This window comes from Pontibacter sp. T17 (genome assembly GCF_057219875.1).
Genome location: NZ_JBXVVW010000002.1, coordinates 528,562 through 553,596, shown reverse-complemented (window position 1 = coordinate 553,596; position 25,035 = coordinate 528,562). Strand labels below are relative to the sequence as shown.

At 55.1% G+C, this 25,035-nt stretch carries 15 protein-coding genes; 11 read left to right on the top strand and 4 right to left on the bottom strand.

All coding sequences use genetic code 11. The features are described from left to right. The first annotated feature begins 65 nt into the window (after positions 1-65). From guaB to AC2D8O_RS10300, 7 genes are all read left to right on the top strand, one after another. Positions 66-1,538 (top strand): IMP dehydrogenase, encoded by a 1,473-nt coding sequence (gene guaB, locus AC2D8O_RS10330; RefSeq protein ID WP_484679312.1) that lies wholly within the window; start codon positions 66-68, stop codon positions 1,536-1,538. A gap of 102 nt (positions 1,539-1,640) precedes the next feature. Beyond that, positions 1,641-2,606 carry an ADP-glyceromanno-heptose 6-epimerase gene (gene rfaD / locus AC2D8O_RS10325; protein ID WP_484678738.1) on the top strand — a complete coding sequence of 322 codons (966 nt, stop codon included), beginning with the start codon at positions 1,641-1,643 and terminating at the stop codon, positions 2,604-2,606. A 90-nt stretch (positions 2,607-2,696) separates the two neighbouring features. Next, positions 2,697-3,347 (top strand): hypothetical protein, encoded by a 651-nt coding sequence (locus AC2D8O_RS10320; RefSeq protein ID WP_484678737.1) that lies wholly within the window; start codon positions 2,697-2,699, stop codon positions 3,345-3,347. 72 nt (positions 3,348-3,419) lie between these two features. Beyond that, positions 3,420-7,097, top strand: a complete 3,678-nt coding sequence (locus AC2D8O_RS10315; RefSeq protein ID WP_484678736.1) for a sensor histidine kinase — start codon at positions 3,420-3,422, stop codon at positions 7,095-7,097. Then, the gene (locus AC2D8O_RS10310; RefSeq protein WP_484678735.1) at positions 7,060-10,632 is read left to right on the top strand and encodes a hypothetical protein; all 3,573 of its coding nucleotides are present in this window, start codon (positions 7,060-7,062) and stop codon (positions 10,630-10,632) included. Before AC2D8O_RS10315 ends, AC2D8O_RS10310 begins: the two co-directional genes overlap by 38 nt. 129 nt (positions 10,633-10,761) lie before the next feature. Next, positions 10,762-11,970, top strand: coding sequence for a hypothetical protein (locus AC2D8O_RS10305; protein WP_484678734.1), 1,209 nt, complete (start codon positions 10,762-10,764; stop codon positions 11,968-11,970). Positions 11,971-11,991: 21 nt separating this feature from the next. Beyond that, positions 11,992-13,200, top strand: a complete 1,209-nt coding sequence (locus AC2D8O_RS10300) for a glycosyltransferase family 4 protein (RefSeq protein WP_484678733.1) — start codon at positions 11,992-11,994, stop codon at positions 13,198-13,200. A 20-nt stretch (positions 13,201-13,220) separates the two neighbouring features. Here the strand turns inward: AC2D8O_RS10300 and glmS are convergent, their stop codons facing one another. From glmS to AC2D8O_RS10285, 3 genes are all read right to left on the bottom strand, one after another. Further along, positions 13,221-15,059 carry a glutamine--fructose-6-phosphate transaminase (isomerizing) gene (glmS, locus tag AC2D8O_RS10295; RefSeq protein ID WP_484678732.1) on the bottom strand — a complete coding sequence of 613 codons (1,839 nt, stop codon included), beginning with the start codon at positions 15,057-15,059 and terminating at the stop codon, positions 13,221-13,223. Positions 15,060-15,127: 68 nt separating this feature from the next. Continuing rightward, positions 15,128-16,519: a DUF4270 family protein gene (locus AC2D8O_RS10290; protein WP_484678731.1), complete on the bottom strand. Its 1,392-nt coding sequence runs from the start codon at positions 16,517-16,519 to the stop codon at positions 15,128-15,130. 20 nt (positions 16,520-16,539) lie between these two features. After that, positions 16,540-17,358 (bottom strand): glycogen/starch synthase, encoded by an 819-nt coding sequence (locus tag AC2D8O_RS10285; protein ID WP_484678730.1) that lies wholly within the window; start codon positions 17,356-17,358, stop codon positions 16,540-16,542. A 124-nt stretch (positions 17,359-17,482) separates the two neighbouring features. On the opposite strand from AC2D8O_RS10285, the gene panC reads away from it, so the two are divergent. From panC to AC2D8O_RS10265, 4 genes are all read left to right on the top strand, one after another. Next, positions 17,483-18,337, top strand: a complete 855-nt coding sequence (gene panC / locus AC2D8O_RS10280) for a pantoate--beta-alanine ligase (protein ID WP_484678729.1) — start codon at positions 17,483-17,485, stop codon at positions 18,335-18,337. A 59-nt stretch (positions 18,338-18,396) separates the two neighbouring features. Further along, on the top strand, positions 18,397-18,750 hold the full coding sequence (panD, locus tag AC2D8O_RS10275) for an aspartate 1-decarboxylase (RefSeq protein ID WP_484678728.1): 354 nt from the start codon (positions 18,397-18,399) through the stop codon (positions 18,748-18,750). Positions 18,751-18,752: 2 nt separating this feature from the next. Continuing rightward, positions 18,753-19,733, top strand: coding sequence for a lysylphosphatidylglycerol synthase transmembrane domain-containing protein (locus AC2D8O_RS10270; protein ID WP_484678727.1), 981 nt, complete (start codon positions 18,753-18,755; stop codon positions 19,731-19,733). Positions 19,734-19,880: 147 nt separating this feature from the next. Next, positions 19,881-22,925, top strand: a complete 3,045-nt coding sequence (locus AC2D8O_RS10265) for a TonB-dependent receptor (protein WP_484678726.1) — start codon at positions 19,881-19,883, stop codon at positions 22,923-22,925. A 94-nt stretch (positions 22,926-23,019) separates the two neighbouring features. Here the strand turns inward: AC2D8O_RS10265 and gyrB are convergent, their stop codons facing one another. Beyond that, positions 23,020-25,026 (bottom strand): DNA topoisomerase (ATP-hydrolyzing) subunit B, encoded by a 2,007-nt coding sequence (gyrB, locus tag AC2D8O_RS10260; protein WP_484678725.1) that lies wholly within the window; start codon positions 25,024-25,026, stop codon positions 23,020-23,022. Between the last annotated feature and the right edge of the window lie 9 nt (positions 25,027-25,035).

Sequence of the window (25,035 nt, the reverse complement as noted above, 5' to 3'; positions counted from 1 at the left end):
GTGTGAAAGGCGTTTTGAACACAATTTATCCGGCACGTTCTTACCTAACCCACCTCTTCATCACAATGGCGACTTCCAACAAGATCCGTATGCAAGGGCTGACCTACGATGACGTTCTGCTCCTGCCTGCCCACTCCGAAGTTCTGCCACGTGACGTGGATGTTACCACCAAGCTGACCCGAGACATCACCCTTAACATCCCCATCATGAGTGCGGCGATGGATACTGTGACTGAGTATCAGCTCGCAATTGCCATGGCTTCGGAAGGCGGTATTGGCATTTTGCACAAGAACATGAGCATCGAGAAGCAGGCCGACCAGGTGCGTCGTGTCAAGCGCTATGTATCGGGCCTGATTGTGGACCCGCTGACGCTGACTCCCGAGCAGACGCTGGCCGATGCGTTCCGGGTGATGGCTGAGCACAAGATTGGCGGGATTCCAATAGTAGACAGCACCAGCCGCAAGCTTGTCGGTATCCTCACCAACCGCGACATTCGCTTCCACTCTCCCTCGAAGAAGAAAATCAGCGAGGTGATGACCAAAGACAACCTTATCACCGTGCCAGAGGGGACCAATCTTGAGAAGGCTGAAGAGGTACTTCGAAAGTTCAAGATTGAAAAGCTGCCGGTGGTAGACAAGAATGGCCGCCTGGTGGGGCTCATCACTTACAAGGACATACTGAAGCGCAAGGACTTCCCTCATGCCTGCAAGGATGAAATGGGCCGACTGCGTGTGGGTGCGGCCGTAGGCGTCACTACCGACACCTTCGACCGTATCGAAGGCCTGCTGAAAGCAGGGGTGGATGTAGTATGTGTAGACACAGCCCACGGCCATAGCGAAGGCGTGTTGAAGATGGTGCGCGACATCCGGAAAAAGTACAAGGACTTACAGATGGTGGCAGGCAATGTAGCCACTGGCGAGGCTACAGAGGCTCTTATAAAAGCGGGCGTCAGTGCGGTGAAAGTGGGGGTGGGCCCCGGTAGTATCTGCACCACACGTGTGGTGACGGGTGTGGGCGTGCCGCAGCTTACCGCCGTGATGGAAGCAGCTGCAGCAGCGGCCAAGAAAGGCATCCCCATCATTGCAGATGGGGGTATCAAGTACAGCGGTGATTTCGTCAAGGCGATTGCAGCTGGCGCCGATGTAGCCATGATGGGCAACCTCTTCGCCGGTACGGAAGAGAGCCCCGGCGAAACCATTCTCTTCGAAGGCCGCAAGTTCAAGAGCTACCGTGGCATGGGTTCGGTAGAGGCGATGAACGAGGGCTCGAAGGATCGTTACTTCCAGGACGTAGAAGCCGACATCAAAAAGCTGGTGCCTGAAGGCATTGTGGGTCGTGTGCCCTATAAAGGGAAGCTCTCAGAAGTGATTTACCAGATGGTAGGCGGCCTGCGGGCAGGTATGGGCTACACAGGCTCGGCCAACGTCGAGGCGCTGAAAAAGGCCCAGATGGTACAGATTACCGGTGCAGGCCTGCGCGAAAGCCATGCCCACAACATTCAGATTACCAGTGAAGCCCCCAACTACAGCTCGCGCTAACTGCTGATACAGAGGCCCCACAATGGGGCCTCTGCTTTTTTGCAGAAGCCATTCAGGCAGGCTGCGTATGTTTGTCTCTCGGTTTTACAATTCGTCTCTTCCATGATTATTGTCACAGGTGCTGCCGGGTTCATTGGCAGTGTAATGACGGGCTATCTGAATCAGCTGGGCTTCAAAGACCTGGTGCTGTCTGACGACTTTACCCGTGCTGATAAGCAACGCAACTTCGCTACCAAGACCTACACCGCTCTGGTGCCGCGTGAAGAGCTGCCCGAATGGATAGACCGCAACGAGAAGCAGATTGAGTTCATCCTGCACCTTGGGGCACGCACCGACACGGCCGAGAAGGATGTGGAGCTGTTCAATCGCCTGAATCTGAACTATTCCAAGGCCATTTGGCAGCGCTGTGTGCAGTATCAGATTCCGCTGGTATATGCCAGCAGCGCAGCCACCTATGGTCGTGGCGATCAAGGCTTCTCCGACAGCCACAACGTGATTCCGACGCTGAAGCCCCAGAACCCCTACGCACAGTCGAAGCAGGACTTTGACCTATGGGTGCTGGACCAGAAGGAGACGCCTTTCTTCTGGGCAGGGCTGAAGTTCTTCAATGTGTATGGCCCCAACGAATACCATAAAGGCCGCATGGCCAGCGTGATATTCCACGCCTACAACCAGATCAAGGAAACAGGGCAGGTGAAGCTGTTTCGCTCACACCGGCCCGACTATGCTGACGGCGGCCAACTGCGCGACTTCATCTACGTGCTGGACCTGTGTCAGATTATGCACTTCCTGATGACGACGCGCAAGAACTCCGGAATCTACAATACAGGAACCGGGCAGGCGCGTAGTTTTGCCGATCTCGCCAATGGGGTGTTTGACGCAATGGGGGTGCCCCGCGAAATTTTATTTGTCGATATGCCGTTGGATATCAGAGACGGGTATCAGTATTACACCCAGGCTGAAATGGGCAAGCTGCGCGGCATAGGCTATGACCAGCCTTTCCATTCACTGGAAGAAGGCATCGCCGACTACGTTCGCAACTACCTTCAGCCTGGCAAGGTGTACTGATGGTTGGGGCATTGGCTTGCAGCCTTTTCCACAACCGGGTGTCTTTCACTAACAAGTGTTTGCACCAAACGCTCGGTTTGTTATTTTGCTATGGAAGCCTTCGCCGCCATGATGTATGAACTGGTAAACCTGTTGGCCATTGGCCTGAGCATGGTGTTTGCCCCGGCACTGTTGGTGGCGTCTATTATGTATCGTCGTCAGTTCAAGGGTGTGGTGTTGCAGTGGAAGAAAACAGGGTTGGTCTTCTTTACCATATTCACTTTTCTTGGCAGTCTTGTGCTGTTTGTGGGCGGCTGTTTCTTTTTCGCCAGCTATCTGGGTGGAATCAACGGCATGAAGCTGTGGAGCATGGCAGAAGACCGGATGTTGCAAATGGGCTTCGACTGCCTCTTGCTGATGATTGCCCTGTGGGTGATGTATGCAGCGGCACAGAATTTTGGTACGCAGTTCATCACACAGGACGGCATTTACCTCACACGCTTTCCGTTGCTGATACAGTCGCCGCATCAAGACCTGCTGCCCTGGGAGAATATCAAGGATTATTACCTCCGGTCAGACTATCCCATCACGGCCTTCCAGTTTATCGTCCAGCAGCCCGATGGCAGTTATGCCCGTCGTAACCTGAAGGTTCCTTTCTATGTAATGCCCCGATTTGAAGTGATGCTGGAAATGAATCTTCGCCGCCAGCAGGAGTTGCGCGAGCAGTCGCGGGCCATTCTGCGTAAAATGTCGCGCAATTAACCATTGGCTGGGGTGTGGGCCATGCGTAACCAGTTGTTGCGCCACCTGGCAGGGTGGCTCGCCTTGTTTTGTTTGGGGGTCTCACTGCTGATTGGACTGGCCGAGTACCAGACCTCAGATGCCGAATTGCTGGCCGACCTCCAGACCGATGTACAGGCCGACTTCATCGAGACAATTCGAGATGCTCGGGAGCAACAAGTCCCTGGTGGACAGAATGGCAGCCGCCCCGATATTGTGATGTTGGATGTGCGGAGCGATGGCCGGGTAGAATACTGGAGTTCGCAGCAGTTTGTCCCTAACGAAGGTGTGTTGCGCGAGCATCTTCAGCGCCCCCGTAACTACCTGCTGGAATACCAGAACCAGGTGTATTACTCCATTCGCAAGCAGAAGGGCAGTCTGACCCGGCTGACGCTGGTACCGTTGCGTGTATCGTATCCAATTCAGAACGAATACCTGTCAGACTATGTGTTCCTGGGTCGGTACAGCACTGCGCCTGAAGTAGTCTCGGAAATTACTGCGCAGTCTTTTGGGACATTGCCGGTGCGTCAGGGTGTGAATATTGCAGATGGGATAGGGACGCATCTCTTCAGCATCCGGATTACCGACACCACACCCTTACGACAGCCCTATAAAAGATTGGTGGTGTCGTTGGCATTCGTGGCAATACTGCTGGGGTTTGTATGGCTGGCGCAGCAGCTGCGGCGCACTGTTCGTAATCGTCTGCTCCGCGAAGTCTTTCTGATCGTTACATTACTGTTGGCACGGGCGCTCTTGCTGATGTTCGACCTGCCTGGCCGGTACGTCTTGCTCGAACTCTTTTCGCCACGGGTACTGGCCCTTGACGAGCTGACGCCCTCTCTGGGCGACCTGACCCTCAACGCACTGTTGGTGCTGGTAGTGGTGCTGCGCCTCTACAGGCTGTTTGCCCCCCACACACTGGCTTCGCGCCTCAGCCGCTGGGGTTTTGGCGGTTGGCTTGCTTTCCACATTGTGACGGTAGCAGCTTCCTGCGGCCTCTATTTTTATTTCTTCCATTTCTTCGAAGAACTGGCCATCAACAGCAAAACGTATCTGGCGTTCACTGACCTCTATCTGCTGAATTACCAGTCTGCGTTACTGTTTCTGGACGTCGCCCTTCTGCTGCTGGCGGTCTTTCTAATCGTGTATTTCCTGGCAGGAGTCAGCCGCGAGCTTACCCGGCAGACGCATCCGGGCTTCGACAGCCGTTGGGCACTGGTAGGGCTTACCTGTCTTTTGCTGGCGCTCTTTCAGGTGCCCTGGGTAGATGTTATTGGCTTCGGCGCATTCATTTCCCTTGTGTTTCTCCTGCGCGAACAGCAGCCTTCGCCGCGTCTTAACTTCAGCCTTGTCTCTACACTGCTGTTGGTGGCTGCATTGGCAGCTACCACCAACCTGGCCATTGCACGGGCATTGCGCCGGGTTACAGAAAACAACCTGGTGTTCTACGCGGCTAAGTATGCCAAAAGCCAGGACCTCATTGCGGAGTATATCTTCGACGAGGTAGCCCAAAATATCCAGACCGACCGCAGCCTCTGGGTACAGGACTCAACCCTGGCACTGACAGATACACTGCCTCGTGTTTTTCTTTCGCGTCTGGTCACCAATCACCTTGCGAGCAACTTCCCAGGCTACGACTTCCGGGTGTTTGCCTATGACTCACGGGGCACGCGCGTAGATAATCAGCCGTGGGCCCCATACTCGCAGCTCAGCTTCCAGAAGAAGCGTGCTGGGCGCACGCTCTCGCACAATCTGTTCTTCGTGCCCGATACCCGCGAAGGCAGTGGCAAGTTTATCTACGTGGGGCAGTTCATGGTCAACAGTCCCTGGACGGGTCGACGCTATCTCCAGATCGAGCTGCACCCCAAAGCGACTTCCGCCGTGCGGCAGCTGCCTTCGCTGATGGTGGATTTCTCGCTGCGTCAGAAGCTGAGTCTGCCACCCGAGTACGAAGTGGGTATTTACCGCAATGGGCTGCTCATTCGGCGCGATGGCAACAGTGCGTTGCCTACTCGCCTCGTTAACCAGCAACTCAAAGAGCCAATCTATCAGGAGACGGCTACCCATCTGGCTTATCTGTTGCCCCAGCCCGATGGCCGTATGGTGATGGTACAGGCTGCAAGGCCCACCTGGTTTGAGCGACTGACCGCCTTTTCGCTGCTGTACTACTTCTTTATTCTGCTATACGGCGTGTATCTGCTGCCGGGGTTGTTGCGCAGGCTTCTGCGCCGCCGAAAGGAGTCGCGTGGTATCAGTTTTGGTGTGCGGGTTCAGTTTTATCTGGCCATGATTGGCTTCATTCCGCTGTTGGCCCTGTGGCTGCCCTCGATGAAGCTCTTCACCGATCTCTACGTTGAAGACGCTCGGTCGGATCTCCAGCAGACGCTCCAGACCGTGACCATACTTGTTGAAGGCGATACGGTTTCGCTGCACGCGCTGCGCAACCCCAATTCCGATCCTGCCCCTGCCCTGGATTATATCAATCGCATCTCCAATCTCCTGCTGGCTGACATTAACGTGTACACGCTCGATGGCCGCCTTTTCAACACTACCCGACGCAGGGTGTATCAGGGCGCACTGGGCAGCAGTTTCATGAACCCGGAAGCGTATGAGGCCTTACGGTTGGGCCAGCGGTCAGAGATAGTGCTGGAAGAAACAATCGGTGGCCTCAAGTATCTCTCAGGTTACATCTCCCTGCTGGATGCCCGAGGGGAGATACGTGGTTATCTGAACCTGCCCCTGCTTTCGAGCCAGGATCTGCTGGAAAATCAGGTGCGGAAGTTTACCGCCTATCTGGTTAACCTGTATGTAATTCTCATTCTCGGCGTCATCGTGGGGGGGCTGTTTGTATCCAAGAGCCTCACCAATCCACTGCGACTGCTGAAGCAGAAAATAGACAAGACGAGTCTTGGCGCCCGCAACGAGCCTCTGGAGTGGAAGTCGAACGATGAAATCGGCTCCATCATCACTTCCTACAACCACATGCTCAAGGAACTGGAGGAGAGTGAAAAAGTGCTGGCCAAAACCCAGCGCGAACTTGCCTGGCGTGAGATGGCCCGCCAGATTGCCCACGAGATCAAGAACCCGTTGACCCCCATGCGGCTGAGTATCCAACAGCTGATTCGCGCGCTGGATTCCATGTTTGGAGGTAAGGAGGGCCGCCCACCACAGGTGGAGAAGCTGGCCAATACATTGCTCACACAGATAGACTCGCTCAGCACCATCGCCAGCTCGTTCTCCAACTTCGCCTCCATGCCGCAGGACCGCAAGGCCGTACACTGCCTTCAGGATATTGTGGGCCAGGTGTATGACCTCTACGCAGAAAATGAGCAGGCCGAGGTATCGCTCAGTATGACAGACCGCCGCCTTCATGCCGAGGTTGATGCCGAGCAGCTCACCCGTGTGCTGGTGAACCTCATGCAGAATGCCCTGCAAGCCATGCCAGTGAAAGGCAGCATCAGCATCAGCCTGAATGTCGAGGGTAGCCAGGCGTTCATTTCCATCGCTGACACAGGAGCTGGCGTGCCTGAAGACATCCAGCATCGCATCTTTGAGCCCAATTTCTCTACAAAGAACTCAGGTATGGGCCTGGGGCTGGCTATCTCCCGCCGCATTGTCGAGAACATGAACGGCGACATCAGCTTCACCAGTGTAGTAGGCCGTGGTACTACTTTTGTCATCCGGCTGCCATTACATGCTCCTGTCTCTTCGGTTTCAGCTGCCCGCCAGTAGCGTCGTCCTTTGGTCGGTGTGTCTACTGCTGTCCAGCTTTGTTTGGGAAGGAGCGTATGCTCAGCAAGCCGACAGCCTGACCCATCAGGTGGCCGGGGGACGCAGCGGCGACACCCTTCAACTGCCGCAGGGCAATCTGCTGCCATTTTCTGAGCGCATCCTGATGGGGGGCTCCATTCTTCGACGTGATGTAGATTATCGAATCGACTACTTCAGGGGTGTAGTGGCTTTTCAGGAGAAAGTCTATCGCCAGTTGGCTGTAACAATCAGCTACAGGGTGTTTCCCGCTGGCAGCGCAGGGCCAGGGCCTTTGCGGTTGCGCCAGCAGCCGGTGTTCGTGCCGGAACCCGCCGGGGGAGCCATGCAGGACACCAGTGCATATCAACTGTTGAATCCTGCCCAAACGGATGGACGGAGTGGTACTCCCTTCTTTTCCTCTTCTCGTATCCAGCGCAGTGGCAGTATTTCGCGCGCGGTGACGGTAGGCTCCAACCGCGACCTTGGCGTTACGTCCGACTTCCGCCTGCAACTCAACGGCACCGTCGGTGACGATATTGAAATCGCCGCCGCCATGACCGATGAGAACATCCCGATACAACCTTCTGGTGCTACCCAACAGCTGTCGGACTTCGACCGCATATTCATACGGCTGAAAAAGGACCGTCAGACGGTGACCTTTGGTGATATGCAGTTGGCCCAGCGAGGTACCCGCTTTGCCGATCTGTACCGTAACGTACAAGGCATTTCAATTGAGCGGAAAGGCGAGCGCAGCCAGTGGATGGTGTCGGGATCGGCCAGCAAAGGCCGCTTCGCCACCAACTCATTTCAGGGGCAGAATGGTAGACAGGGCCCTTACAGGCTTCGGGGCTCCGAGAATGAGCCATTCATCATTGTATTGGCGGGTTCCGAAAAGGTCTACCTCAATGGGCGCCTGCTGGTGCGCGGTGAAAACCGCGACTATGTCATTGACTACAACACAGGCGAACTCACCTTCACGCCCGCCAACCTCATCGAGGTCAACACCCGTATTGTGGTAGACTTTGAGTATGCGGTGCAGAATTTTTCGCGGTCGCTGTTATTTGGCACCTATGCCGGGCGCTATTTCAATGACCGTCTGACACTCACAGCTTCCTATGCTCGCGAAGCCGACGACCCCGATGCGCCAGTTAATCTTCAGCTCTCAGCCAATGACCTCGCCCAGTTGCGCAGTATACGAGGCGACCAGACGTCGGGTGTCATTGCCGGTGGCGACTCAGTGGGTTTTGTCTCAGGCGAAATCCGGTACGAAAGGCGCGATACCCTGGTGGGAGGTACCACGTACCCAGGCATTTTTGTGCGTTCGGTCAATCCCCAGCGGGCGGTATATCGGGTATCTTTTGCGCTGGTAGGCCCCAACAGGGGTGACTATGTGCGCGATTCTGCTTTGGTTAATGGGGCGGTGTTCCGGTGGGTGCCGCCAGTGGCAGGGGTTCCGCAGGGTGACTATGCGCCACAGCGAACGGTGCCGTTGCCGCGGGAAATCCAGGTGGGTGCTGTTGGAATGGAATGGCGGCTCTCCAGCCAGTTGCGGTTGTTCTCACAGAACGCGTTCTCACGTGACAACCGAAATCGTTTTGCCGACAGTGGCCTTGCTACTCGACAGGGTTATGCCAACCGTACGGGTCTGCGCGTCGACTCGCTCCTGTTGAACAGAGGACTCCGGCTTTCGGCTGAGGTAGCTGCTCAATATGTAGACGCAACTTTCCAGAATGTAGATCGTGTGTATGTACGGGAGTATGGCCGGGAATGGAACATCAACGATCTGGGAGCCAGGGGTACCGAGCGGCTGGTAGAAGGCTTTGTGCAGCTGACCGCACAGACCCGCTATTCGTTAAAGATAGGCGGCGGCTATCGTGCTCAGGATGACAGTCTGCGTACCCAGCGCTTCTATGCTGAGTTTCAAAGCACCGACAGCAGCCGCGTGGCGGGTTCCAATCTGTTGCAGTATATCCGCACCAGCAACGTTTTGAGGGGTACTACCTCCAGTTGGATACGCAACAACGGCGATCTTTTTCACCGCTTCGGGGCTGCTTCGGCTCCCATTGGCAGGCTAGGGGCCGAGATATGGATTGAGGATCGGCGCGAGGAGGTTCTGCCCGGCGAACGCGCGCAGGGAAGCTTCGATTTTGTAGACCTGAAGCCATACTTCCGGGGCGGAGAGGGCCGCAAGCTCTCGTATGATGTAGGGTTGACCTGGCGCTACGATCGTGCATTCCTTCTGGGCAGCTACCGCGAGAAGTCGCGATCATGGAAGCCTTATGCCATGCTGGCCTGGCGTCCCCGTGAGGGCCTGACCCTCTCTACTCAAACTACCTACTATCGTTATGATTTACTGGACAACGCCTTTGTGCAGGAAGGTCTGGGGCCCGAGCGGACACTGTTATCCAACCTGCAGGCCGCTTACAGTGCGCCAAGTCGCAGCTGGCAGGGCAGTGCCATCTACGAAGTCTCGACCGAGCAGGTAGCGAGGCGCGAAATCCTCTATATCAAAGTAACGCCTGGGCTGGGGCAGTATGACTGGATAGACTACAATGGGAACGGCATAGAGGAGTTGAACGAGTTTGAGCCAACGGTTAATCCGCTGCTGGCGAATTACATTCGGTTGCTGGCTCCTACACCTACACTGATTCCGGCCATACGCCTGAGCCTTGGTGGCTCACTTCGGTTGGACTTTGCCCAGTTGGCTGAAAGCGGGACAGGCTGGCTGAAGCGGGTGCTGCGGCAGACAACAGCCCAATCAAGTTTCCGGCTGGAGCAGCGCCGTCGCGACCCTACCGATCTGTTTGGCTCCTATCTGATTTCCTTCGACATGCCAGAACGGGCCGACAGCAGCCTGCTCTCACAGACGTTACAGGTGCGGCAGGATGTCTTCTTATTCCGAAACAACCCCAAGGGTGATCTTTCATTTTCGTGGCTGGCTACCCGCTCGCTGAACCTGCTGGCCGTTGGCTCGGATTTACGGGCCACTCAGACCTTCAATGCCCGCCAGCGTTACAACCTGAACGAACGCTATGGACTTGAAAATCTGTTTCAGCTTGGGAAACGCCGTTCGCTAAACGAAAGCCTTCCAGGGCGCGTGTACGCCATTTCCTTCGTTGGGATTAACCCATCTGTGGGGTATCAATTGAGCCGGAAAGCCAGGTTGTCATTTGGCTACGATTTCAGATACAAGGAACTGCGGGCCGCCCAGGCCGAAACCAATGCGGACCTCCGCTCGCACAAACTCATCTTCGAAAGCCGGTGGAACTATAAAGCCCGCAATACGCTGACGGCTCGCCTGGAGGTGCTTCAGAATGATATGCTGGGCCAGCCTGCTGCCTCGGCGCGCTTTGAACTGCTGGATGGCTTGCAGCCCGGCCGCAATGGGTTATGGAATCTTCTGTGGGTTCAGTATCTCTCAAGTCTGCTTGAACTGAATGTGGTGTACGATGGACGGGCAGCTGTTGGTATTCCGGTGATTCACTCTGCCCGCGTCCAGCTCAAAGCCTATTTTTAGTATTTCGCCTTTCTAACCATTTGATTGGTCAGGTCATCGTCTTTTTAGCACTATTTTTGAGGACTGGTTAATAACAGCCATCCTTTCTGCCAATGGTGACGCTGTGAACCACTACTAAACTGAACCAACATGTTGAACGTTGCCGCCCTGTTATTGCTGTCTCTTGCAGGCAGCCTGGCACTTAACCTCATTTTCATTCGCTTCTTCAAGAAGATGGGGGCCCTCAGTGCCGGAAACAAAGCAGAGGTCCGTTGGGCCAGCCGCTCCAAGCCACTCGTGGGTGGTATTGTGTTCTTCATGGTATTTTTGGCTATTCCCGGCTTTTATCTCGCCTTTCACGAAGGGGCTACTACACTGCCCGATCGCCTTTTTACTCCCTTGCTGATTGCTTCGGTGTTGGGGTTTGTGGTAGGCCTTGCTGATGATGCCTACAATACCCGTCCACTCCTCAAGTTCTCAGGCCAGTTTCTGTGTGGCATTCTCATGATTGCCTTTGGGGTGAGCATTCAAGCAACGGGCATCACACTCGTCGATTACGCGCTTACCCTCCTGTGGGTTGTTGGCATCATGAACAGCTTCAACATGATCGACAACATGGATGGCGTCAGCGGGAGCGTATCGCTGGGCGTACTTTCCACTACGGCGGTTCTGATGGCGATGTTGGGCGATACCAACAGTTTCATGTTCTACACCATGGTGGGCATGATCGGGGCACATATCGGATTTCTCATCCTGAACTGGCATCCCTCTAAACTGTATATGGGCGACACTGGCAGTCAGTTTCTGGGTGCTCTGCTGGCTTTCGTTGGCATTGAGTACTTCTGGAACCAACCGCTGGTAGGCCAACAGGACAGTCTCTTGCAGCCACTGGGCCATGTTCTTCTGCCGTTGTTGGTATTCCTGATGACCATTCTGGACACCACTTTTGTCACTTTCGCGCGATTGGGCCGTGGACAGAGCCCGTTTGTAGGGGGGCGTGACCACGTTACCCACCACTTGGTTTACCTTGGGGTCAGCCAGCGCTTTGTGGCTATCATCACTGGGGGCATTACACTTCTTGGTGGTGCGGCAGCTCTCTGGCTTATTCAGACAGCGAGAGTATGGTCAGCGCTGAATCTGGGAATAGGTTTCGGTTTCGTGCTGTTGACTTTTGGCGTTTTCTTCGTGATGTATCGTACGGGTGCCCGGAAGCAGCGCATGAAGGAACTGGCAGAGCAGCGCAGCTTGGTTGCGGAAGAGCGTGCAGCCGAACTGGTGCGCACCGCAGCGGCTGAAGAGTCCTTGAAGGCCGAAGCTGCTGAGAAGCGCGAAATCGCCAGTACTCTGTCGTCAAACTGACGATAGCTGCGAACTTGCAGGATGCACATCCTGTATCTGCATCAGTATTTCTGTCCGCCAGGTGGCTGGGGGAATGACAGGAATCTGGAGCTTGCAACCCGATGGGTAGAGTCAGGCTGTAGGGTGACGTTGATTACAACTACGGCACTTTTTCCGAAGGGCCATCCGGCACTGGAAACCAGTGTGTGGCACGGTACCGTGAACGGCATTGAGGTTGTTGCGGTGAATGAGCCCTACCACCAGCGTATGGGTTTTCTACGGCGTATTTGGGCGTTTCTGCGCATTTTCTGGCGCATGTGGATGCAGACAGGTTGGCGCAGGATGCGGCCTGACGTAGTGTTGGCCTTTTCTACTCCGCCTACGATAGGCGAACTAGGCTTGCAGATTGCCGCATTTCATCGGGTGCCTTTCGTGTTCGAGATTGGTGATGTGTGGCCCGATGTGCCCGAGGCAATGGGTATTCTGAAGAACCGACTGTTGTTGTGGGGCCTTCACCGTTGGGTGGAGCGGCTCTATCGGCGTGCCTCTTTCATCTCCTGCCTTTCAGAAGGTATTCGCGACCAGATTGAAGGACACGGCGTTCCCAAAGTGAAACTACACGTGTCTCATAATGGGACAAATTCTGGGTTTTTTCGGCCCACAGGGCCAAGGGGGCAAGCAGAGATTGTCCACATTCTATACACAGGGTCACTTGGGCCCGCTAATGCGCCCGAGCAATTGCTGGCGGCTTTATCCCAATTAAAAGCTCGGGTGTTGCCACCCTGGCAGTGCAGTATTTACGGTGATGGCAGTGAACTGAACAACTTACAAAGGCTTGTGCAGGAATGGCAATTGGAGGATTGTGTTCATTTTTATGCGCCGGTGCCAAAGGATGAGATGCCGACCGTATTGTCTCAGGGAGATATTGGCGTAGTGACCTTTGCTCCAGTAAAAGCGCTGGAAGCCAACAGCGCCAATAAGTTTTATGATTATCTGGCAGCAGGACTGCCTGTGGTGCTGAATTACGAAGGGTGGCAGGCCAACTATATCCGCGCTTTCAATGCCGGGTATACTGCACGGCAGGGTGATGTATCGGCTTTTGCCGAGCGTTTGGCTGCCTTGGTTGCAGATGCCGAGTTGAGAAGGCAGATGGGCCAGAATGCCAGAGAATTGGCCGTAGCCCATTTCGATAGAAACAAACTGGCCGATGACCTTCTGCAGCGTATGCAGAACATCATCGGCCAGCGATAGGGCAGACTTGTGGCAGCGGGTTACTCCACGGTCACCGACTTTGCCAGGTTGCGAGGCTGGTCAACATTACAGCCGCGCAGCACCGCAATGTAATACGACAACAGCTGTAGCGGTACCACAGACAACAGGGGCACCAGTGCGTCGTCTACCTCGGGGATTTCGATTACATAGTCAGCCATGTTGCGGATGAATGTATCGCCTTCGGTAACAACAGCGATGATGACGCCTTTACGCGCCTTTACCTCCTGTACGTTGGATACTATTTTCTCATACGACTTGTCCTTCGTAGCAACGAACACTACCGGCATGTTTTCATCGATGAGGGCGATAGGACCGTGCTTCATCTCGGCAGCGGGATAACCCTCTGCATGAATGTAGGAGATCTCTTTCAGCTTGAGTGCGCCTTCCAGTGCAACGGGGAAGTTGAGGCCACGGCCGAGGTACAGGAAGTTGCTGGCCTCATAGAAGCGTTCGGATATGGCCTTTACCTGATCGTTCACATTGTCAAGCACCTTCTGTACCAATTCGGGAACAGACAGCAGGCCTTTTACCAACTCCTTGCTGCGGGCTTCTGAGAGCGTACCACGTTCGCGCCCCACCATGATGGCCATGAGGGTAAGTGCGGTCACCTGGGCAGTAAAAGCTTTGGTACTGGCGACGCCGATTTCGGGGCCGGCATGGGTATATACACCCGCGTGGGTTTCGCGGGGGATGCTGGCACCCACTACGTTGCAGACACCCAGCACCAGCGCACCATTGGCTTTTGCCAACTGAATGGCAGCAAGCGTGTCAGCTGTTTCGCCACTCTGGCTGATGGCAATGACAACGTCATTGCTGCGGATGATCGGATTGCGGTAGCGAAACTCAGAGGCATACTCTACCTCCACTGGCAGGCGTGCAAGGTCCTCGAAAAGGTACTCGCCCACAAGGCCCGCATGCCAACTGGTGCCGCAGGCTACGATAGTCAGCTTGTCGGTGCTGCTCAATTGATTCATCACTGGCTCCAGGCCGCCCAGACGTACAGCCATCAGGTCCTCGCGGACACGGCCACGGAGCGAATCATGAATCGAACGGGGCTGCTCGAAGATCTCCTTGAGCATGAAGTGTTCGTAGCCACCTTTTTCAATAGCATCCAGTTCAATCTCCAGCGTCTGTACTTCGGGATTACGCGGTAGATTCTTCAGCGTCTTGATGGTGAGCTCATTGCGGCGAATGATGGCAATGTCATCGTCATTCAGGTAAATGACATTCTTGGTGTACTCCACAATAGGAGTAGCATCCGAGGCAACAAAATATTCGTCTTGACCAATACCGAGTACGATGGGGCTGGCGCGGCGAGCGGCGATAAGCATACCGGGCTCGGTCTTTACCAGCACTACGAGGCCGAAGGCACCATGCACTTTGGAAAGCGCGAAACGGACAGCTTCTTCCGGACTAACATCCCCCACCTTGTAGATTTCTTCAATCAGGTGTACAAGTACCTCAGTATCAGTTTGGGAAACAAACTGATAGCCACGGTGCTGGAGGCGCTTCTTTAGCGAGAGGTAATTCTCGATAATGCCATTATGGATAATGGCGAAATTGAGTGTGTGGCTGACGTGGGGGTGCGCATTGGCATCGCTCGGTTCACCGTGGGTAGCCCAGCGCGTGTGGCCGATACCGATGGTAGAGTGCGTGTCCTTCCCGACCATGATGTCTTCAAGGTCCTGCACTTTGCCCTTACGCTTGTGCACCTGAATGCCGCCATTCAGCAGGGCAATACCTGCTGAGTCATATCCGCGATATTCCAGCCGCTTGAGGCCTTTGATCAGAATGGGATAGGCCTCGCGATGGCCGATGTAGCCAACAATTCCGCACATAGTTTAGTTGTGTTCTAGAGTGAGCCTTTGAGGGGTCGGTGCTGAGAATGGCAATAGCTGTGCCAGAATCAGGAGGGTAGTTTGGTATAGTATACACGCAGGAAGGGCCGCAGGTTGGGGTCGGTGTTGGCAGGTGTGCCTACAATAACGCGGCCGTAGCGGTAGCCAGTGCGTGGATCGATGATAACCAGTCCACGATTGGTTATCCGGTTGCCAATCAGCAGTTGAATGTAATTACGGAGCGAAAACTCATAGCCTTTCAACTTGACGTTGTACGAGGCGATGGTTACTGCCTGATCGTAGTCAATCTCCCGGCTGTTTTCCTTGCTGAGGAATAGGTAAAGCTGCGCTGGAGGGAAGTAAGTAGAGTCGTCGCCGAATGAATTGGGCGCTACCTTGAGTGTCAGGGTTGCAGCATTGATTACCCCATCTACGCCGGTGGTGCGGACCCCCGCCAGCGACATATACATACTGGAGGTTGTACCGTTCTGCAGATAAGCGTATTGCGGCCCAAGTGGAGCCGTTTGGTTAATGATGGAGTCCAACAGGGTGCCAGCAGTTTCGCTGCGCTGGATATTGGTGTAGTGCTGCGACTGAAATCCGCTGATGAGTATCAAAGATCGCCTGGTGAGAGTGTCGGTCGCCGTGTTCTTCGCCCGGTAGTAAATCGTAATCTGAGTCGGGTAAGAAGCCCCGCTTCCACTCAAGACTGCGTGTTGAAGGGTGTAAATGGCTCCTTTCTGCCCAGCGGGAATTCCGCTGGTGCCAATGAAGAATCCCTTAAGGATCTGCTTACGCCGGATGACGTTTTGGAGGCTGTCGTTCAGCACGTTTACTGGCTCGGCAAACAGCGGGGCTGCATAGCTGTTGGGTAGCTGAAGCTTGACCTGGCGGAAGGTAACGGTGTCGGGGAACACCAGTGGGGCAAGACTGGCGGCCAGGTTGCCGCCAGTTCGGGCGACAGTGGTGTCAGCTTTGAATCGTTTTTGGCCAAGTGTATGCGCCAGCGTATCGGCCAGGGTCTCAACAATCAGCTGTTGTGGATCCAGCGCGTTGCCATAACGGGTGCCAATGCGCAGGGTCATCATCACGGAGTCGAGCACGACATCCACGCCGTATGAGGTGGGCTTGGAAATGACGTAGTTGAATTCTGTGTAGGTGCCCGCCGTCATGGTGCCAAACTTGGGGTCGCGCACCTGGCCAATCATGGACTCGAGCTGGAAGTTGCCCTGCGTGGTGAAACCCTGGCCAAGCGAACTGGTAGGAGCGCCGTAGGCATCGGTGTAGAGGGCGCCGATTTCTTGTGTAAGAAGGGTGTCGGCAGTGCGGTCTACATATTCAATATCGAGGCTGCCTGTAATGTCTTCGCCGAGTGTGCCAAGTTCGTTACAGGAGACGGATGCAAAAGAAGCCACTATGGCAAATAGCGCCAGCGGCTTGAGGAATCTGCTTGTTGTCACGTGTGTGAGTAGTGAGAGAATCAGCCCAGAATGTCTTGGTACAGCTGATTGTAGTATTCAACATATTGCTCGGGGTCCTGACCGTTGAGGTCGTAGGAGACGTCGAGCTTGTGCTGCTTGATTACGGCTTCCAGGTGGTCGTCCACTTTCGGACGGCCTTTGGTAACGGCATCGGCCAGGCGCATGCCTCCTGAACTAACGTCCAGGTAGGAGGTGCCAGAATAAGCTTCAATCAGCTTGGGGGGAATACCGTCCAGCTTGGCCTTCTCCGCAAAACCGGCAGGTAATGGGTAGTTGGCCTCATTGTCATAGACAGTATAGACCACCTTGCTGTGCTTGAAAATTGGGTCGTCCTTGAAGTGTGTCTTCAGGTACAGCGGAATCATCGCTGTCATCCAGCCGTGGCAGTGGATGATATGCGGTGTCCAGCCCAGCTTCTTGACGGTTTCGATAACGCCCTTACAGAAGAAGATTGAGCGTTCGTCGTTGTCGTCATGGAACGACTTGCTTTTGGGGTCCGTGAGGACCGACTTCCGGTGGAAGTAATCCTCATTGTCGAGGAAATAGACCTGAAGGCGGGCGTTAGGGATAGTTGCCACCTTGATGGTCAGGGGCTTTTCCTCTCCGCCTACCTTGATGTTAATGCCCGACAGTCGTACTACCTCGTGGAGGCGGTTACGGCGCTCGTTAATCACACCAAACTTGGGCATCAGGATTCTGATCTCGTGCCCTTTCTCCTGCAGGCCCTGGGGTAGAAGTCTCAGGAAATCGGCTGCGTCACTGATACGCAGGAACGGATCGATTTCCATGGTGGCATACAGGATCCGCAATTTTTCCATAGGCAGAACGTAGGGTTCAGCTAGCGTAGGTAAGCAGGCAAATTTAATAACTTTCGCCCGCCTTTGCAATGCCATGCTAGCTTCTGTGCAAGGCGACCCTCCTGAGAGGCATTATGTTAACGAAATGACAATGATTACCGTATCCGATCTGTCAGGCCTGCGGGCCGCTGTCCGAAATCTGCGGGCAGCTGGCGCCACCGTTGGCTTCGTGCCCACGATGGGTGCTCTTCATCAGGGCCACCTCTCGCTGGTGCGGGCAGCACAGCGCGATGGCCATAAAGTGGTAGTCAGCATTTTCGTCAACCCTACCCAGTTTGGCCCCAACGAAGACTTCGCCAAATATCCCCGCACACTGGAGGCTGACCTGCGGCTTCTGGAAGATCAGGGGGCTGCCATTGTTTTTACGCCCACTACCGATGTGATCTATGCCCCTGGTGATGATCTCCGCATTCAGTTGCCGGGCATTTCGGCCATGCTGGAGGGCAAGACCCGCCCGGGCCATTTCGACGGCGTAGCGTTGGTGGTGACCAAGCTGCTGAATGCCGTACAGTGCGATGCTGCCTACTTCGGCCAGAAGGATTTTCAGCAGACGGTGGTCATTCGCAGGCTGGTGCGCGACCTGCTGCTGCCAGTGGACATCAAAGTGGAGCCTACCGAACGCGAGCAGGACGGCCTGGCCATGAGTTCGCGCAACCGCTACCTGTCGGTCGAGCACCGTGCGCTGGCCCCTGTTTTCTCCCGGTTGTTGATGGAAGCTGCTGATTCCTTGCGCAGCGGCGCTTCAGCCGAAACGGCAATACTTGCTTTCAAACGCCAGTTGGAGCAGGAGGTGGCTTTCCGGCTCGACTATATAGAGGTAGTGCACGGCGAAACGCTGGCTCCTGTCCATCAGGCAATAGCTGCCGACAACCCCGTAGTGGTGGCTGCGGTATATCTGGGGGGCACCCGCCTCATCGATAATATTCCGGTATTCGGGTAATGCCTATTTTCGCGGGCTTTTTACGTTAGTCTGTAGTATTCATTCCCAAGCGGTCTGCCATGCTGTTGGAAGTTCTCAAGTCCAAAATCCACCGGGTACGCGTCACGGCTGCCGAGCTCAACTATGTTGGCAGTATTACCATCGACGAAGACCTGATAGACGCGGCCGATCTGCTGGTGAACCAGAAGGTGCAGATTGTCAACGTGAACAATGGCGCCCGCTTCGAGACCTATATCATTCGGGGCGAGCGGGGTAGTGGCACCATTTGCCTCAACGGTCCTGCGGCACGGCTGGTGGCTGTGGGCGACATTATTATTGTAATTGCCTACGCCCTGATGACCCCCGAAGAGGCACGTGTCCATGAGCCCGTGGTGGTGTTTCCGGATGAGTACAACCGCTTAGCCAACCAGTAGGCATGAAGGCCAATTGGTGGAATGCCCTGAAGCTGGTGCTGTTTTTTGGGCTGGGGTTGTTGTTGCTCTATCTCGCCCTCAGAGATGTAAAATGGGCCGATCTGGAAGCCATGCACGACCGCACCAACTACTGGATAGTAGCGGCGTCGCTGCCGCTGATGTTGGCGGCGCATTTTGCGCGTTCTGAACGCTGGAGGCAACTGTTGGCTGCGGCGGGGGCCAAGGTGCGTGCGTTGCCGGCTTTTCATGCACTAATGGCGGGTTACATGGTAAACTATGGCCTTCCACGAGCGGGCGAGGTAGTGCGTTGCACCCTGCTGTTGCGCTCTGACCGCGCATCGCTCACGGGCTCATTGGGTACGGTAGTTACCGAAAGGGCGGCCGATGTGTTGTTTCTGGGACTGCTGGTACTGGCTCTGTTGGGGCTGGAGGCCGACAAGATGTTGTTGCTGCTGGCGCGTGTGAAGCTGCCTGGGGCCTCTCTGTGGCTTGTTGGGCTGATAGTGGCGGCCATTGCTGGGTTTGCGGTGGTCATTTGGCAGAAAGAGCGCGTGATGAAACTGCCAATCCTGGGTAAGGTGATAGGCTTTGGATTTCAGACGCTGGATGCCGTGCTGAGCGTACGCCGTCTGCGACACCCTATGGGTTTCGCGGCTTACTCTGTTGCGATATGGGCGGGCTACTGCATCAACATGTGGTTGATCATGCTGGCTATCTCCGGGCTTTCTGACAGCAGCTTCTACACTGCGGTAGTTCTCACTGTTTTTGGAGCAGTGGGTATGGCGGTTCCAGTGCCTGGTGGCATTGGCTCGTATCATGCAGCAATTATGATTGGAGGTGCCAGCTTCGGTATTCCGGAATCGGAAACGGCGCAGATTGCCATTTTAGGCCATGCCTCCGCGCTATTGGTCAATGTAGCTGTAGGGGCCATTGGCTACGGCTGGCATCTCAGTCAGCCTGAGGCAACGATTTCGATAGATTGACTTGGCCCTGCGGCCTGTTTCAGGATGAATCCCTGATTCATTAGGTTGAGGGGGCGTTGACAGGGGTTTCTATTCCCTGTAACTTGTTATGGCTTTGTAAAGCGAAGGCTTTGCAAGGTGCACACAATTCTCCCCAAACATCCCTTTATGCAAAAACACCTTTACGCTTGGTTGCAGCGGCTGCTCGTGCTGCTGCTATGCTGTGCCACAGCTACATCGGCTTGGGCACAGGTCAACGTCATCACCGGTCGGGTGGTGGATGCCGAGACAAACGAACCCATGATTGGTGTCAACATCAGTGTGGTAGGCAAGGTATCAGGCACCCTTACTGACAAGGATGGCAACTTCCGCCTCACCATCAACGACCAGGGCCCCATTCAACTCCGTATCTCCTACGTGGGCTATGCCAGCCAGGTAGTAGAGGCGAAGGCAGGGGGTAAACTCAACATCTCTCTGGCCGTACAGGATGTAATGGGCAATGAGGTGGTAGTGTCGGCTTCAAGGGTGTCGGAGCGTGTGATTGACGCGCCTGTGACCATCGAGAAAATGGATGCAGTGGCGGTGCAGCAGACGGCATCGGCCAACTATTACCAGGGTCTCCAGAACCTGAAAGGCGTTGACGTAGCTACCAGCTCCATCGGCTTCCAGATCTACAACACCCGTGGCTTCAACAGCACGGGCAATACTCGTTTTGTGCAGATTATCGACGGTATGGATGCCCAGGCACCTGTACTGAACTTCCCAATCTCGAACCTTAACGGCCCCTCGGAACTGGATATCCAGAGCGTGGAATTCGTGCCGGGTGCGTCATCGGCGCTGTATGGCCCGCAGGCGTTTTCTGGCGCCATTGTCATGCAGTCCAAGGATCCGTTCAACTTCCAGGGACTCAGTGCATTTGTTAAGTCGGGGGCACACGTTACCCGCCCTACAGGTCCTACCATGCCGGTATGGGAAGGCTCGCTGCGTTATGCCCGCGCCTTCAACGACAAGTTTGCCTTCAAGGTCAACCTGTCGTATTTCGCCGCCGAAGACTGGAATGGCCGCACGTTCACCGATCTGAACACGGGCCGTCAGGGTGATCTCAGCATCAACCCAGCCTACAACGGCGTACACACCCTCGGCGATGAGTCAGAGTTCAACATGCAACTCATTTCAGGAAATGCTGGGTTCAGGGCCGCGCTCAACAATCCCGCTGGCACACCCATCTCTGGTACCTATCTCGCTTTGAAATCAACGTTGGGCCTTACTGACGACCAGCTACTGGCACGTCTTGTGCCCAACCAGTTTGTCAGCCGTACTGGGTATGACGAACGTTATTTGGTAGATTACAATGCCCGCAACGTAAAAGGTGGCCTTGCCCTGCACTACCGTATCACCGACAATGCAGAAGCCATTCTGCAATACAACGGTGGCTTTGGTACCTCGGTTTACACGGGTGCGCAGCGCTATTCACTGAAGGATTTCTCCATCCAGCAGTTCAAGGCCGAACTGAAGGGCGATAACTACTTCCTCCGCGGTTACTACACCTTCGAGAACTCCGGCAACTCGTACATTGCAGATGCTACAGGTGCGGCTATCAACGAAGCTTACTCTCCGACAAGCGCTGCCACTGGCTGGTTACCTACCTACACTACCTCCTATATCGGTGCGCTTTTTAATACTCTGAGTGCTGGCGGAACCAACCCGGCTGCTCTTTTTGCCGCTATCGGGGGTATTTCAGACAACAACCAACTGCCATCTGCACTTCGTTCAGGCGCTCATAACTTCGCTCGGACCACTGCCGATGGTGGTCGTTTCCAGCCGGGTTCCGATGCCTTCCGTACCGCCTTCAACAACGGTACCAACGCCCTCATCCCGGCCGGTGGTAAGTTCAACGACCGCTCGGGTCTGGTGCATGTAGAAGGTCAGTACGACTTCAAGAACCAGATCGACTTCATGGATCTGCAGTTCGGTGCCAGCTTCCGCCAGTTCCAGATGAGCACCGGTGGCACCATCCTCGACGATGCCGCGGGCGACATCTCCATCAACGAATACGGCGCCTTCCTCCAGGCTGGTAAGCGTCTGTTCGATAACAACCTGCGCCTGACGGCTTCGGTTCGCTACGACAAGAACCAGAACTTCGAAGGCCAGATCAACCCACGTTTTGCGGCGCAGTGGCAGTTCATTAAGAACCACAACCTCCGCGTTTCGTATCAGACGGGTTTCCGCTTCCCCACCACACAGGGCCAATACATCAACCTGGATGTTGTGACCTCTCGCCTGCTGGGTGGCCTGCCCAGTGTAACCATCGACCGCTACCAGCTGAACAGCAACACCTTTACCGAAGCATCGGTACTGGCTGCCGCCGCTTATGTACGGGCTAATGGTGGCTTTAACAACCCCACGGCTGTTCTCGCTTCCCGGAGCCTGCTGGTCCCTTTCAACGCCACTCCTGTAAAGCCGGAGCGTGTGGCTACATTTGAAGTGGGCTACAAGGCACTCATCGATGAGAAGTTGTTCATTGATATGGCCTACTACTACAGCGACTACAGTGACTTCATTTCGCAGGTATTCGTTCGTCGTGTAGTCGGCGACGTAAATGATGCTACGCTTGTTGACCCTGATGGTGCTGGCGGGCCACTGCCTACCGCTCCTGCTGGCTTCTACAACACCAATGTACTGCTGCAGAGCCCTCGCCTCAGCAACTCCACACTGGCCGGCCCCAACACAAACCCCAGCATTGCGTCTACGTTCTATCCCTACACCAACAGCGACAAGCGTGTGAACGCCCAAGGCTTTGTCTTCGGTGCGGAGTATTCGCTGCCTGCCAACCTGTTTGTGAGCACCAACTACAACTGGAACAAGCTGAACACGGATGTGACCGGCCAGGAAAGCCTGATCTACTCGTTCAACACGCCTGAGCACAAGGCCAATCTGAGCTTCGGCAGCCGCCGAATCTTCAAGAACGGTGCGTTCAACGTCACCTGGCGCTGGCAGGATGCATTCCTCTGGGAAAGCTCCTTCGCCATTGGCCGTGTGCCTGCCTTCAGCACGTTGGATGCCCAGGTCAGCTACAAGCTGCCCAACATCAAGACCATCGTGAAGATTGGTGGCCAGAACCTGCTGAACCACCGCTACTTCACCAACTTCGGTGGTCCTGAGCTGGGTGCGATTTACTACGTATCGCTCACCTTCGATCAGCTGATGAACTAAGCTGTTTGAAGACGCAACTGAAAAGGCCCCGGAAACGGGGCCTTTCTTTTTGTGTGTTGGCTCGTAATGATCCGAGGCCTGGCATAGATAAATGTCAGGCGTCGATGCGGGCGTACTTGGCGTTGCGCTCGATGAACTCGCGGCGTGGGGCTACTTCGTCTCCCATCAGCATGCTGAAGGTCATGTCGGCCTCAATGGCATTGTCGATGGTGACTTTCTGCAGCACCCGACGTTCGGGATCCATGGTAGTTTCCCACAGCTGCTCTGGGTTCATTTCACCCAAACCCTTGTAGCGCTGGATGTTTACCTTGCTTTCGTCGCCCTGGGCCAGTTCGGCTACAGCGGCCTTGCGCTGTTCTTCGTTCCAGCAATAGCGCTCTTCCTTGCCCTTTTTCACAAGATAGAGAGGTGGCTGGGCTATGTACATGTGACCTTCCTCCACCAGCGGTTGCAGGTAGCGGTAGAAGAACGTGAGCAGCAGGGTGCGGATGTGTGAGCCGTCGACGTCAGCATCGGTCATGATGATGATCTTGTCGTAGCGGAGGTTCTCCAGCGACACCTCTTCTGAAACCCCAATGCCCTTGATACCAGTGGCAGTGATGATGTTCTTGATTTCCTCGTTCTCGTAGATTTTGCTGGGGTGCGCTTTCTCTACGTTGAGGATTTTGCCCCGCAGAGGCAGGATGGCCTGGAAGCGGCGGTCGCGGCCCTGCTTGGCCGATCCACCTGCGGAGTCACCTTCCACGAGGAAGAGTTCGCATTCTTCCGACTTGTTGCTGGCGCAGTCGGCCAGTTTGCCGGGCAGGCCCCCACCGAAGCCAGCGCTTTTGCGCTGCACCAGTTCGCGGGCTTTCTTGGCGGCATAACGTGCTTCTGCTGCCAGTATCACTTTGCCTACGATAAGGCGGGCCAGCTTGGGGTTTTCCTCAAGGAAGTAGGAAAGCTGCTTGTTTACGATGCTTTCCACAACGCCCGCAACATCTGAGTTGCCTAGTTTGGTCTTGGTCTGGCCCTCGAACTGTGGCTCGGGCACCTTGATGGAGATGATGCAGGTGAGACCTTCGCGGAAGTCATCGCCTGTAATCTCGAACTTCAGTTTCTCGGTCAGTTTCTGGCTGTCGGCGTATGCCTTCAGCGAGCGCGTAAGGGCCTTCTTGAAGCCCATGACGTGCGTGCCACCCTCGTGGGTGTTGATGTTGTTGACGTACGAGTGAATGTTTTCGTTGTACGACGTATTGTACTGGATAGCGATTTCCAGTGGGTAGAGGTTGTCGTCGTCAATACCCTCGATATAGATGGGCTCTGGAATGAGGGGCTCGCGGTTGGAGTCGAGAAATTTCACGAACTCGCGAAGGCCGCCTTCCGAGAAGAAATTCTGCGACAGGTACTCTCCCTCAATGATCTGGCCGTCGGCATTACGTGCAGGCTCGCGCTCATCGGTGAGCGTAATGCTGATGCCGCGGTTCAGGTAGGCAAGTTCGCGCAAGCGGCTGGCCAGAGTATCGAAGCGATACTCGGTGGTAGTGAAGATGCTGCTGTCGGGCCAGAAGGTGGTTTCTGTGCCACGGTAGTCAGTGGTGCCAATGGTCTTGACAGGCTCTACAGGTACGCCACGGTGGTACTCCTGAAACCAGATTTTGCCGTCGCGGTGCACCTGTACCTGACATACGTCGGAAAGGGCATTCACGCAGGAAACGCCCACCCCGTGCAGACCTCCTGAAACTTTGTAGGTGTCTTTATCGAACTTGCCGCCAGCGTGCAGGACGGTCATGACCACTTCCAGTGCCGACTTTTTCTCTTTTGGGTGAATGTCAACCGGAATGCCACGGCCATCATCACGCACCTTGATGGCGTTGTCCTTCTGGATGGTGACAAAGATGTTTTTGCAATACCCGGCCAGGGCTTCGTCGATTGAGTTGTCGACTACTTCATACACCAGGTGGTGCAGGCCCCGCACGCCGATGTCGCCGATGTACATGGCTGGCCGCTTGCGCACGGCTTCCAGCCCTTCCAGTACCTGGATATTGTCGGCAGTATAATTGCTTTTATTCTGGGGTTCAGCGCTTTGTGCGCCGGATTTTACTTCGTTGTCCTGGCTCATGTAACCACG